Source organism: Fibrisoma limi BUZ 3 (genome assembly GCF_000296815.2).
GTDB classification, from domain to species: Bacteria; Bacteroidota; Bacteroidia; order Cytophagales; family Spirosomataceae; genus Fibrisoma; species Fibrisoma limi.
This window is the reverse complement of the sequence record NZ_CAIT01000009.1, coordinates 1790001-1803362: the sequence shown is the minus strand read 5'-3', so window position 1 is coordinate 1803362 and position 13362 is coordinate 1790001. Positions and strand designations below refer to the sequence as shown.

The following is a 13362-nucleotide window of genomic DNA, read 5'->3' as shown; positions in this document are numbered from 1 at the left end:
AAATAGCGCAATGATTAAAAAGAATCACCTGCAACGAGCGGCTTATGTGTTGCTGGCGGTGGCGGCTCTGGCATCCTGTAAGTCCAAGCACCCAACCAGCGTGAAGCCAGGTAAGAAGAGTACGGCGACGGGTATTGCTTACAACCAGAAAGATGGTTATCAGGTAAAGAAATTTGCGGGGCAGAATGGTGGTCCAAACCTCGTCTTCATTGAAGGCGGTCGGTTTACGATGGGAGCGCTGGAAGAGGATGTGATGAACACCCGCGACAACCGGGAGCGCACGGTGAGTATTCAGTCGTTCTACATGGACGAGACGGAAATTGCCAACATCCACTACCTCGAGTATCTGAACGCCATTCAGCGTGATTCATCTGAAGAGGTGGTACGTGCTGCCTTACCGGATACAACTGTATGGGCTAACCCATTATCATTCAATGACTCATACGTAACGCAGTACCTCCGTTACCCGGCTTTCCGGTATTATCCGGTGGTTGGTGTATCGTGGGTGCAGGCCAATGACTACGCTATCTGGCGGACTAATGCGGTCAACAACGAGCTGGCTCGAAAGGGTGGTTCAGAGGGCAAGAAAAAAGGAGGTGGCTTCTCGTTGAAACGTAAGTCGAAGCGTGAGGACCCAGCTCTGGCTGAAGCTGGTGGTGCCGAAGTAGCGGCTACCGATTCGGCCGGAAATCCCATTGCAGCGGCTGCTCCTCCTCGCCCAAGCCTGGAAAGCGGTCTGGTATTGCCTGACTATCGCCTGCCGACAGAAGCCGAGTGGGAATACGCAGCTAAAGCGCTGATTGGAACGCAGTACATGGACGAGAATCAGATTAACCAGCGGATCTATCCGTGGGATGGCTCGTCAGTACGTAACTCACGCAAAGGTCGTAAACAAGGCCAAATGCTTGCTAACTTCAAGCGGGGCCGTGGTGACTACGCCGGTATCGCTGGTCGTTCAAACGACGGAGCAATCATCACCACTGAAATTTATAAATATCCAGCCAACGATTTCGGTCTGTATAACATGGCGGGTAACGTAAACGAATGGGTGTATGACGTATATCGTCCGCTGTCTTATCAGGATGTAAATGATCTGAACCCAATTCGCCGGAATGGGTATCTGGACGACGCGAAAAACTACGACAAGAAGAGTAACCAGTCGCTTATCGACGACCGGCTGCGCGTCTACAAAGGCGGTTCGTGGAATGACGTATCATACTGGTTAGCGCCCGGAACGCGCCGGTTCCTGGATCAGGATTCTGCTACGGCTATGATCGGCTTCCGTTGCGCCATGATCGGCGTAGGCCGGAACCGGTAACATACCTGACATAAACGTAATCGACGATGCGGCCACTCAGCGATGGGTGGCCGCAATCGTTAATATACCAACTGACTTACAACCGGCTTTCAGTAATTCGGCAGCACAGGCTTCTACCGTAGCGCCGGTTGTTAAGACATCGTCCACGACAACGACGTGTTTGTCCTTAACAACATCTGTGTTCTGAACGGCAAATACAGAACTCACATTCTCCCACCGCTCAATCCGGTTCTTACGCGTCTGCGAACTGAGAAATTTAGTACGGATCAGCACGTCGGTCCGGAAGGGAATTTCCAGTGATTCAGAAAGCCCTTCAGCTATCCAATCGGCTTGATTATAGCCTCGCTGTCGCTGGCGGTTCTTATGCAGTGGAACACCAACGATCAGGTCTGCAACGTTTAGCCAATTACTCTTGTCTTTAAGCTGGTAACCGTACCAGTTAGCTATTTCTTTAGCCGCTTCTTTTTTGCCTTTATACTTGATGTGGTGGATTAATTTTTGAACTGTTCCCCCTTTAGTGTAGTAGAGATAAGAAGCCGCGAACTGTATGGGTACTTTCCCGGCAAACTTATTCAATACTTGGCTGTTAGATTCCTGATGCTGACCTGTTTCTGGTAGGTTTATCCGGCAATCCGTACACAAAATCCGTTCGTTGTCCCCCAGCGGCTGATTACAGCTAAGACACAACGTAGGAAAAAGCAGATCAGCAAAATCTGTGATGACAGATCGGACAAACCGAAACATGGCTGATGTTCGTTTAAAGGTAAAAGTTTGTAATTTAGAGAGAAGATAAATGTGTTGTAGCGCGTGGAGGAAAAAACAACTGATGAAGCATGGGATCAACTGCTTGACCGGCTTCAAACACTGATCGGAAAACGTCCTGGCGATCTTAATGCGGTTCTCTTTCTGATTGGTGTGCAGGAACTGGGTAAAGGACCCAAGCGCTTTAGTAAAGAGCAAAAACAGGATTTAATGCATTTGGCCGTCTGCCGTGTTCTTAGTCAATCGGGCTACTATACGTTTGATGGGTATGACAAAGACGGCTGGCCACAATGGACCCTTTCAAAACCAGTTCCTCACGGCGATTTGCTGGAGCAGGAAGACCTTTTGAAGGAACACATCATCCGTTATTTTGAATCTGAATTGGTTTAATCATTCAAACTGAAACTAACTGGTTTTATGCATTCGCAGAACTCATACGACGTATTGCTGCAACGCATTGAAGAATATAAGAAACGATACTATCTAAATCAGTTGGTGAAAGGTAGTTTGTTTTTTGTCGCCTTGGCTGGCAGCCTTTACTTGCTAATCAACACCGCCGAATTTGTCGGCCGCTTTAATTCTGTTGGGCGGGGAGCTCTGTTTTTCGGCTTCCTCCTTACCGTTATGGCTGGCTTCTATTTTCTAATTTTTCGGCCACTTCTAAGTCTTTACGGGCTGAGCAGGCCACTCACAAACGATGAGGCAGCCCGTCAGATCGGTACATTTTTTCCCGAAGTAGGGGATAAGTTGTTAAACACCTTACAACTTCAACGTATCACTGCCCAACAGAGTGATCTGCTTCAGGCCAGTTTAAATCAGCGGTCGCAGCAACTTCTGATCAATCGGTTCGCCAATGCCATCCAAATAAGCCGGAACCGCCAGCTATTAAAATATGCCATTCCTCCGCTGGCATTGATCCTGGTTATTTTAATTCTCAATCCCGCCTTTTTTACAAAGTCGTCAAACCGTATTGTCAATTACAATGAGGAGTTTGTAGAGGAAGCACCCTTCCAGTTTGTTGTTGAGAATAAGGCATTGAAAGCTTTCCGGAATGAGGATTTCCCACTCTCCGTAAAGCTTACCGGCGAAGCAATTCCGCAGGCAGTATACGTTGTGGCTAATGGAACACGCTTTAAACTGGATCAGATTGGCGACAAGTTTCAGTATACGTTTGACAATCTTCAGCGTGATCTGGACTTTTACCTGGAAGCATCCGGCTTCCAATCGTCGTCGTACCGCGTAAACCTGATTGATCGGCCGGCGGTGCTTTCCTTCGACGTACGGCTAGATTATCCCGCTTATCTCAACAAACCATCTGAGGAACTGTCGAACGTTGGAAACCTGCTTGTTCCTCAGGGTACGGTCGTTCACTGGAAATTTATAGCCGACCATACTGATTCGTTAACCCTCCGTTTCAACAATGATCCGGCTCCCGTTCTGGCCCGACAGGTCGAAGAAAACAGCTTTGCCGTAAACCGTCGACTGATGCAGAATGCTACGTATACGGTGTCACTTAAAAATGGTCAGGTTGCTTCGCCATCCTCTATCCAATACAATGCACAGGTAATTCCGGATCGTTACCCTCAGATTTCGGTCGATCGGGTTCAGGATACGGTTACGTACAACTACATATCTCTGTCGGGTCTTGTCTCTGATGACTACGGTTTCACGCGCATGAAACTGAACTACCGTGTGAATCGCAATGGTAAGCAGTCGCCTTTGTACTCACGCGATATTCCTCTCAATCGCACTACTACGTCACAGAATTTCGTGTACAATTGGTCGCTTGATAGCTTAAAACTTGGCCAGGAAGACCGGCTCGAATACTACGTTCAGGTTTGGGATAACGACGGCGTTAGCGGTCCTAAATCAAGCCGATCTAATCAGTTGAACTTTGTCATTCCGTCCAACAAGGAGATTCAGGAGCAGGTCGATAAATCGGCCGAGCAAACCGAACAACAGATTGACAACGCCCTTAACAAAACTCAGGCGATCAAGAAGGAATTGAACGCCATGGAGAACCGGCTTCGTACCAAAAAATCCTCCGACTTCCAGGACAAGAAACAGCTCCAGGACGTATTGCAGAAGCGCGACGAACTGTTGAAGGAAGTGCAGAAGCTACAGGAACAATTTCAAAAGACAAACGATACTCAGCAGCGTTTTGCTGAGCAAAATCAAGCCTTGCAGGATAAGCTTGAACAACTTCAGAAGCTGTTCAATGAGCTGATGGACCCTGAGTCTAAGCAATTGTACGAGCAGTTGAAGCAGATGCTTGAGCGCAAACAGGATGAGAAAGCATCTGAACTTCTTAACAAGCTCAGTCGCAAAGAACGTAATCTGGAGCGTGATTTAGAGCGGGCTTTAAAGTTGTTTAAGCAGATGCAGCTTGAGCAGAAAGTGAACAATGTAGCAGAAAACTTAGAAAAGCAGGCTCAGCAGCAGGAGGAACAGGCTGAAAAAAATAACAGCAAAGACGTCAATTCTGAAGAGCAGCAAAAGCAACAGGAGAAAGCTCAGGAAGATTTCAAGAATACGCAGGAGCAGCTTAAAGAACTTGAACAACAAGCTGAAAAAGATGAACTGAATAAACCCGATAATCAGGAAAATCTTCAGAAAGAGATTGAGCAGCAGATGGAGCAGGCTATGCAGCAGATGAAGCAAAAGCAGAACAAAAAAGCAGCTTCATCTCAAAGCAAAACATCCAAGTCGATGCGTAGCATGAGTAAAGCTTTAAAGGAATCCATGCAATCAGCCGAGATGCAGGAAATGCAGGAAAACATGGATGACCTTCGCAATTTGCTTGAAAACTTAATCACTCTCTCCTTTGGTCAGGAGCGTGTCATGAAGGAGTTTAAGGGTATGAGCCTTCAGGATCCACGTGTTACAAAACTATCGCAGGAGCAACTAAAACTTCAGGATGATGCCAAAGTAATTGAAGATAGCCTGAATGCGCTGGCAAGCCGCGTTGTTCAAATTCAGTCATTCGTTACTCGCGAATTAACGAACATGAAATCGTATATGGATGAAAGTGTTCAGCAACTTAAAGAGCGACGGCTGAGTATGGCAGCATCAAAACAGCAATTTGCCATGACTTCTATTAACAACCTTGCCCTTATGCTTAGTGACGTTTTGAAGCAAATGCAGCAGCAGATGAATGCAATGGCAATGCCCGGCGCTGGTAAGGGTGGAAGTAAAGGTAAACAATCAGAGGGTATGGGCGAGATGCAGAAACAGCTCAATGCTCAGATGAAACAATTACAACAGAGCGGCAAATCGGGTAGGGGCCTATCTGAAGAATTGTCTCGCCTTGCTGCTGAACAGGCCATGATTCGGAATATGCTGAAAAAGCTCCAGGATAATTCAAAAGGAACTGAAGCCGGGAAGCAACAGGAGAAGCAGGTCCAGGAGTTAATGGAAAAGATGGATGAGACAGAAACAGATTTGGTCAACAAACGTGTCAACCAAAACACCATTAACCGGCAGAACGAGATTCTTACCCGATTGCTGGAATCTGAAAAAGCACTAAAACAACAGGAAGAAGATCCAAAACGTCAAGCTGAAACTGCTAAGTCAACAAAACGTAGTACACCGTCGTTTTTCGACTCTGCTGGTACGATGCAAAAGGTTAAGCAGGTTGAAGTGCTCCGTTCAGTTAGCCCAAATTATAATTCGTTTTATAAAAAAGAAGCGAACCAGTATTTGCAGAAAGTCAGTAAATGATAGGGCTCAGTATCTGAACTTTTCATCGACTTTCAGCATTTTTGTAAAAGTTTCCACGTGAAACATTTTACAAAAAACACAAAAATGCATTCAAGTTACGATGTGATTGTGGTAGGGGCAGGACATGCCGGTTGTGAAGCAGCACATGCTGCCGCAACAATGGGCTCAAAAGTCCTGCTCATTACAATGAACATGCAAACCATCGCCCAAATGTCCTGTAATCCGGCAATGGGTGGAGTTGCAAAAGGGCAAATTGTTCGGGAGATCGATGCCTTGGGTGGAATGTCGGGCATTATCAGCGACAAAAGCATGATTCAATTTCGCATGCTGAATCGCTCAAAAGGTCCGGCGATGTGGAGCCCCAGATGCCAAAGCGATCGTAATCTCTTTGCCTGGGAATGGCGCAAAACACTTGAATCAAACTCCAACATCGATTTCTGGCAAGATACAGTTCAGGAAGTACTTGTCAAGGACAGACATGCGATAGGAGTAAAAACTTCATTAGGAATAACCTTCACCGCAAAAGCCGTGGTTTTAACAAACGGTACGTTTTTAAACGGCCAGATGTTCATCGGCGAAAAAGTGTTTGGAGGTGGACGAACAGCCGAACGCGCATCGACTGGTTTGACCGAACAACTGGTCACTTTAGGCTTTGAAGCAGGTCGTATGAAAACGGGCACTCCTCCCCGAGTTGATGGCCGAAGCTTAACTTACGATGCAATGGAAGAACAGCCGGGTGATGAAAGTCCAGGAAAGTTCTCCTACCTAAACACTCCTGTTTTATCAAAACAACGTAGCTGCTGGATTACGTACACCAGCGACGATGTCCATGATATTCTGCGTACGGGATTTGAAAAATCTCCAATGTTTACGGGACGTATTAAAGGACTTGGCCCTCGATACTGCCCGTCAATTGAAGATAAAATCAACAGATTTGCCGATAAAGATCGTCACCAGATTTTTGTTGAGCCAGAAGGTTGGGACACCGTTGAAGTTTATGTGAACGGGTTTTCTACATCATTGCCGGAGAATGTTCAATATGATGCGTTAAGACGTATTCCAGGTTTCGAGAATGTTCGCATGTTCCGCCCTGGCTACGCTGTGGAGTATGATTACTTTCCGCCCACGCAACTGAAACACACGCTGGAAACGCAATTGATCAATAACCTATTTTTTGCAGGACAGATCAACGGAACAACAGGGTATGAGGAAGCGGCTTGCCAGGGATTAATAGCAGGAATCAACGCACATCGGGTAATCAATGAGCAGGAAAACTTCGTGATCAAGCGATCAGAAGCTTATATGGGCGTCCTCGTAGATGATTTGATTACGAAAGGTACAGAAGAACCGTACCGAATGTTTACCTCACGCGCTGAATACAGGACCCTGCTTCGTCAGGATAATGCTGATCTTAGACTTACTGAAAAAGGCTACGAAATCGGGTTAGCATCACCTGAACGTTATGAAAAAATGCAACAAAAGCGCGATAACATTGCTGCGTTACTGAGTACAGTAAAGTCTGTGAAGCTTAAACCAGAAGACATCAATTCATGGCTTTCTGAAAAAGGTAGCGCGGTAATTCGCGAAAAAGCCAGCCTATATTCTATTGTAAAACGGCCGGAAATAGATCAGCATGACGTACAGTACTTATTAAGTACTGTCAGTGCTTCCTCAGATATAAGCAAAGAAGTGCTTGAGCAGGCAGTAATTGAAATTAAGTACGAAGATTACATAGGCCGGGAAAAGCTGAACGCAGAAAAACTTAATCGGCTGGAAGAGCTGGAGATAAATCAAGCATTCGACTACGACCGTCTTAAAGCGTTATCGTTTGAAGGCCGGGAAAAATTAAAGCGCTTGAAGCCAGCGACCATTGGTCAGGCTTCACGTATCAGCGGGGTAAGCCCATCTGACATTTCTATCTTACTCGTCTACATGGGTCGGTAATCAGTACCGACCCTATAGTTTAACGCAAAGTTTTGGAGACACTAACACAATGTCCGGTTTGTGAAACCGGGCAATTTGAGCCATTTCTGACTTGTACCGATTATTTAGTCAGTACTGAGCCATTCAACATTCAGCAGTGTAAACAGTGTGGATTCAGGTTTACAAACCCAAGACCTGAGGCTGAAGTTGTTGGGAAATATTACAAATCTGCCGACTACGTTTCCCATAATGATACCGGGGCCGGCCTCATAAATTCAGCATATCGGCTCGTTAGAAATTATACCCTTCGCACAAAACTCTCCTTAATTAATAAATTACATGGAAAACCCGGCCACATTCTTGACGTAGGTTGTGGTACTGGGGCTTTTCTAAATACGTGTAAGCAAGGTGACTGGCAGGTGAGTGGCACTGAGCCAGATCAGGATGCAAGAGCCATTGCTGTTCAAAAACTGGGTAACGTAATAAAACCCTCCTTGAACGAACTGGAGATTAAGCCAACCTTCGACATTATTACAATGTGGCATGTTTTAGAACATGTTTCTGAACTGAACCAAACAATTGATGAGCTTAAATCATTACTTACTAAAAACGGAAGCTTAGTAATAGCCGTACCAAATTCTAACTCATACGATGCTCAGTATTTTGGTCAATTCTGGGCTGCATATGATTTACCCAGACACTTATATCACTTCACGCCAAAAACGATTGAGTCGCTATTCAATAAACACGGGTTTCGTTTAGTTGATAAAAAGCCAATGCTCTTTGATGCTTTTTATATAGCACTCTTAAGCACCCGTTATCAATCTGGTACTCCTAACTACGTAGCGAGTGTCAAAATTGGAGTACAGTCTAACAGCAAAGCAATGAGATCAGGTGACTACTCCAGTCTCATTTATGTTTTTCAATAAGTGAATGAAAAATGCTCATTGGTCCGGGGCAATTCTTCATCTGGGTAAAAGGTCAATCCTAAATAAAAAAAGTGAAAAAACTTTGTGCATAACAATGTGAATAACTAATCATTGTAAGTGGAAAACACGTGAACAAGAGTAATGACCAATGTTGACTACTAGTAAGGTTATTAACATTAGACAGTTAGCGGCCTGAAATTGTAGAATAAACTGGACGTTATGAATAAAAACGTAACACAATTTCCATAGTACATAATGTGGGCAAGATTTACTCACAATCCCACAGCGTGATTAACACAATACTGTGGAAAAAATGTTAATTAGCTAAGCAATAACATTTTACAGGTGGATAACCAAGTGAAGGGTTGTTGATAAAACTAAGTTTTTGTCCACATTATGTCAAAAGATAAGTGGACAACATAATTGTTCACATTTCCACATCCTTAATGATTATAATAACGTTTCTTTTAAAGACATTAATTATAAAATGATTAATAGAGCAACGATCATAACTCTGTTGACGTGGCTAACGTTCTTGGGGCAGAGTTACGCACAAAGTGGGGCAACCCTTGCAGATGAGTATTTCAAGGCGGGCGAATTCGAAAAGTCAGCGAACGAATACGGTAAGCTGCTGAAAACAGAGGTCAATTGGCTGCGGCTTTCGCGCTACGTGTATAGCTTGCAAAAAAGCAACAAAGCCGAGGAGGCACTTAAGTACCTGCGGAAACAGGAAAAGGCCGACGAAGCGAATCGGGCTTACTACGCTTTGTTGTCTGGACAGCTAGCTAGCCAGCAGGGCGATACAACGCAGGCAAAAAATCAATATACACAGGCGCTGCAATCGAGTAAGTCATCAGTCCCTAAGCTGGAGAAGCTTGCCGATGCCTTTGGTGAGATAGGAGAGAACCGCTGGGCAATTCGATCACTGGAGCAAGCCAGGGACGTAAGCAAAGAACCTGGTTCGTACAGCAGCGAACTAATGGCATTGTATAGAGCGACTGGCCAAACAGAAAAAGCCATAGACGAAGCCATCATCACAAGTAAGCAGTCAGATAAGAAAGAGTCTGTTCTAGCGTCACTTCAGGGGTATCTGAACACAAAAGACGAACCATTAATCGAAAAAGCATTATATACAAAGATTCAGGCTGAGCCGGGCGAATTGGCTTACAACGAACTATTGATTTGGTACTTCATTCAGAAACAGAAATTCAGTCGGGCCCTGCTACAGGAAAAAGCTACGGATAAGCGATTGAAACTAAACGGGGGTAGGGTGTATGACCTAGGTATGGTGGCGTTGAATAACAAAGAATATAAAACGGCAGCCGAGGCATTCGAATACATTGTAACGACTTATCCACAAGGCCAGCTCTATCCATTTGCCCGACGGTTGGTAATAAACGCCCGTGAAGAACAGGTTAAAAACACATTTCCTGTCGATAAGCTTGAAATACGTAAGCTGATCAGCGACTACCAGAAGATGCTACAGGAAATAGGTACAAACAACAAAACCTTGGAGGCTTTACGTAGCACGGCAAATCTGTACGCCTATTACCTAGACAGTAAGGATACGGCCTTAACGGTTTTGGATCTGGCTGTAGAGCTTGGAAAAGCGGATAAAAACTTCATTGATCGGTGTAAGCTGGACAAAGGTGATATTTTTCTTCTTAAAGGGGAGCCATGGGAATCGACTTTGTTATATTCTCAGGTAGAAAAGTCGCAAAAAGAGGAACTGCTTGGCTATGAAGCAAAACTGAAGAATGCCAAGCTGCATTACTACAAAGGTGAGTTCACATTATCAAAGGAGTTGCTGGATATTCTCAAGCTTGCTACGTCCAGGGAAATTGCCAATGATGCAGAATCACTAAGCCTGCTGATTGTAGATAACACAGGAATGGATAGTACAGAGGCCGCAATGCGGGAATATGCGTCCATTGATTTATTGCTTTTTCAGAACAAAACAGATGAAGCTGTGGAAAAGCTTAATCAAATGTTGAAAACCTTCGAAGGACACAGCTTGGCCGACGAGATCTTATGGTTAAGAGCCAATACGTTTTTGAAACAAGGAAAAAACGCAGAAGCACTTGACGATTTAAAGAAGATAACAGCCACATACCCTTATGATATCCTGGGCGATGATGCACAGTTCACTCAGGGAAAGATTTACGAGGAGCGACTGAAAGATAAGACTGCTGCAATGGACGCCTACCAGAAGGTGTTGACGCAATACCCGGGAAGTATCTATGGGGCAGAAGCACGAAAACGCTTCAGAACATTGAGAGGAGACACAGTCAATTAGAGAATTCAGAATGTATTGTAACTAAAAAGCCAGCTTCAGAGCTGGCTTTTTAGTTACAACGCTGTTTGTAATAAGGATTCTTTAAACGCCGAATAGCTGGCTGGAATGACGGTACTGTGCTTTGGAAGGGAAGCTAAACTAGCCAAACGTTCTGGTACGTCAATCGATTGGCCGATCACCTCTTCAACTAACGGCTTAAATTTTGAAGGGTGAGCAGTGGCAAGGGCTACCCCAACAGCGTCCTTTGTAATGCTATTCAGGTAGCGCTGAAGGCCAAGAATACCTATGGCCGTGTGAGGGCACGCAACATAATTGAATTGACCGAAAACTTCTTTCATACCCGCCCTCGTTTCCTCATCATCAAAATAGTACCCAGATACATTTTGCTTTAACTGATCAAATGAATCACCAAACAAGTGAGTAAGGCGTACGAAGTTGCTTGGGTTACCTACATCCATCGCGTTTGAAATGGTGGCAACTGATGCCTGTGGATCAAAACTGCCCGTTTGTAGGTAGGTTGGGACAACACGATTGAGATTCGTAGCAGCAACAAAATGATCAATGGGTAAGCCCATTCGTTGAGCAAGCACGCCGGCGCTCAAATTCCCAAAATTTCCACTTGGTGTGGAAAAAACAACAGGTTTTCCACAGGAACGTACCTGTCCATAAGCGCTTACGTAGTAAAAGCTCTGAGGAATCAGCCGAAAGATGTTAATAGAGTTAGCAGAAGAAAGCGACAAGTGTTGATTCAACTCTTTATCCACAAACGCTTGCTTAACTAGTGCCTGGCAATCATCGAATGAACCTTGCACTTCAAAAGCCTGCACATTTCCACCTAGGGTGGTCAATTGCTTTTCCTGCAAATCGCTAACCCGGCCACTCGGGTACAAAATAGAAACGCGAATACCCGGTACGTTATGGAATCCCATAGCTACGGCTCCACCAGTATCGCCCGAGGTTGCCACCAGAATATTCACTTCTTTGTCTGTGTTTCGCGCAAAATACGACATCAGAGCGGCCATGTAGCGGGCACCAACATCTTTGAACGCAAGCGAAGGACCATGAAATAGTTCAAGAATCCCTAAGCGGCCTTCTTCCAGTTCTACAACCGGGGTTTCGAAAGGAAATGCTTGATGAGTTAGTTCTTCTAAAGCCAATTTTGGAATTTCACCCTTGAAAAGTGCATGGCTTATCGCAAAACCAATATCGGCCAGCGATTGATTTGCAATGTCGTCAAAAAAGGAAGAGCCTAAAGAAGGTAGGGAAGCAGGCATGTAAAGACCTTTATCCGCTGGCATGCTATGAAACAAAGCCTGTTCAGCAGATACAGTTACCTGTGGATTATTAGTACTATAAAAGCGCATATACAAAGAGATAGAAATACAAAGTTCGGAAAATCAAACGTGTATCCTGCCGAAAAGCGAATGAAATGTGGAAAACAAATGTGGATTAGTGGATAAAATAGTCAATCCGTAACTTTGTATGAACAAAACACTTCATTATGTCATTTGGCTTTTTCAGCGTACCAACGCCAGTAAACGAACCAGTAAAGGAATACAGAGCTGGTTCCCCCGAGCGAATAGCCTTAAAACAAGCGTTGGCCAACTTCCGATCCGTAGAAACGGATGTCCCCATGTACATTGGCGATCAGGAAGTGAGAACAGAACAAAAACTACGGATAGCCCCTCCTCATGACCATCAGCATACTTTAGGCTATTTTTATGAAGGAAGCGCTGAACACATCGACCATGCTATAAAAGCAGCCTTAGAGGCAAAAGAAGCTTGGGCAAACATGAGTTGGGAGCACCGCGCCAGTATATTTCTCAAAGCAGCCGATTTGATTGCAGGTCCGTATAGAGCGCAAATAAACGCTGCAACGATGCTAGGGCAGTCTAAAAACGCTTACCAGGCAGAAATTGACTCCGCTTGTGAGCTGATCGATTTTCTAAGGTTCAATGTTCATTACATGACCGAAATCTATCAGCAGCAGCCAAATTCATCTCCCGGCGTGTGGAATAGACTGGAATATCGGCCATTAGAAGGGTTTGTCTTTGCGCTAACTCCATTCAACTTCACAGCTATTGCCGGAAACCTACCGACAGCGCCAGCCATGATGGGTAACACAGTTGTGTGGAAACCGGCCTACACGCAGGTGTTTTCCGCAAACGTGATTATGCGAGTGCTAAAAGAAGCAGGCCTGCCAGATGGAGTTATAAATCTAATTTATGTAGACGGTCCCGTAGCAGGAGACCGCATTTTCAACCATCCGGAGTTCGGAGGTATTCATTTTACAGGAAGTACAAAAGTCTTCCAACAAATTTGGAAGACGATCGGAGAAAATATTCACAAATACAAAAGTTATCCACGTATCGTCGGCGAAACTGGTGGAAAAGACTTTGTAGTTGTTCATGAAT

9 protein-coding genes (1 of these 9 cut by a window edge) are annotated in these 13362 nt (G+C 44.9%); 7 read left to right on the top strand and 2 right to left on the bottom strand.

Annotated elements, in window-relative coordinates:
* The first annotated feature begins 10 nt into the window (after nt 1-10).
* Nucleotides 11-1318: an SUMF1/EgtB/PvdO family nonheme iron enzyme gene (locus BN8_RS27250; RefSeq protein WP_009285173.1), complete on the top strand. Its 1308-nt coding sequence runs from the start codon at nt 11-13 to the stop codon at nt 1316-1318.
* 36 nt (nt 1319-1354) lie between these two features.
* On the opposite strand, the gene BN8_RS27245 is transcribed toward BN8_RS27250, so the two are convergent.
* Nucleotides 1355-2062, bottom strand: coding sequence for a ComF family protein (locus BN8_RS27245; protein ID WP_009285172.1), 708 nt, complete (start codon nt 2060-2062; stop codon nt 1355-1357).
* A gap of 63 nt (nt 2063-2125) precedes the next feature.
* Between BN8_RS27245 and BN8_RS27240 the strand changes: the two genes are divergently transcribed.
* From BN8_RS27240 to BN8_RS27220, 5 genes are all read left to right on the top strand, one after another.
* Nucleotides 2126-2470: a hypothetical protein gene (locus BN8_RS27240; protein WP_009285171.1), complete on the top strand. Its 345-nt coding sequence runs from the start codon at nt 2126-2128 to the stop codon at nt 2468-2470.
* Between the two features lie 27 nt (nt 2471-2497).
* A complete protein-coding gene (locus BN8_RS27235) occupies nt 2498-5800 on the top strand; it encodes a DUF4175 family protein (protein WP_009285170.1) in 3303 nt (1100 codons plus the stop codon).
* An 84-nt stretch (nt 5801-5884) separates the two neighbouring features.
* The gene (gene mnmG / locus BN8_RS27230) at nt 5885-7744 is read left to right on the top strand and encodes a tRNA uridine-5-carboxymethylaminomethyl(34) synthesis enzyme MnmG (protein ID WP_009285169.1); all 1860 of its coding nucleotides are present in this window, start codon (nt 5885-5887) and stop codon (nt 7742-7744) included.
* Nucleotides 7745-7776: 32 nt separating this feature from the next.
* Nucleotides 7777-8652, top strand: a complete 876-nt coding sequence (locus BN8_RS27225; RefSeq protein WP_009285168.1) for a class I SAM-dependent methyltransferase — start codon at nt 7777-7779, stop codon at nt 8650-8652.
* 487 nt (nt 8653-9139) lie between these two features.
* Nucleotides 9140-10948: a tetratricopeptide repeat protein gene (locus tag BN8_RS27220; protein ID WP_009285167.1), complete on the top strand. Its 1809-nt coding sequence runs from the start codon at nt 9140-9142 to the stop codon at nt 10946-10948.
* A 53-nt stretch (nt 10949-11001) separates the two neighbouring features.
* Here the strand turns inward: BN8_RS27220 and thrC are convergent, their stop codons facing one another.
* Complete coding sequence (thrC, locus tag BN8_RS27215) at nt 11002-12312, bottom strand: threonine synthase (protein ID WP_040006589.1); 1311 nt, start codon at nt 12310-12312, stop codon at nt 11002-11004.
* Between the two features lie 137 nt (nt 12313-12449).
* Here thrC and pruA point away from each other — a divergent pair, with 137 nt between their 5' ends.
* Nucleotides 12450-13362: the 5' portion of an L-glutamate gamma-semialdehyde dehydrogenase gene (pruA, locus tag BN8_RS27210; RefSeq protein ID WP_009285165.1), read on the top strand. The gene runs 719 nt beyond the window's last position; the window shows 913 of its 1632 coding nt (coding positions 1-913); the start codon lies at nt 12450-12452; its stop codon lies beyond the right edge, outside the window.

Coding starts and splice junctions, on each gene's coding strand:
- BN8_RS27235 (WP_009285170.1), top strand. CDS start 2,498: ATGCATTCGCAGAACTCATACGACGTATTGCTGCAACGCATTGAAGAA.
- thrC (WP_040006589.1), bottom strand. CDS start 12,312: ATGCGCTTTTATAGTACTAATAATCCACAGGTAACTGTATCTGCTGAA.
- BN8_RS27245 (WP_009285172.1), bottom strand. CDS start 2,062: ATGTTTCGGTTTGTCCGATCTGTCATCACAGATTTTGCTGATCTGCTT.
- BN8_RS27220 (WP_009285167.1), top strand. CDS start 9,140: ATGATTAATAGAGCAACGATCATAACTCTGTTGACGTGGCTAACGTTC.
- BN8_RS27250 (WP_009285173.1), top strand. CDS start 11: ATGATTAAAAAGAATCACCTGCAACGAGCGGCTTATGTGTTGCTGGCG.
- mnmG (WP_009285169.1), top strand. CDS start 5,885: ATGCATTCAAGTTACGATGTGATTGTGGTAGGGGCAGGACATGCCGGT.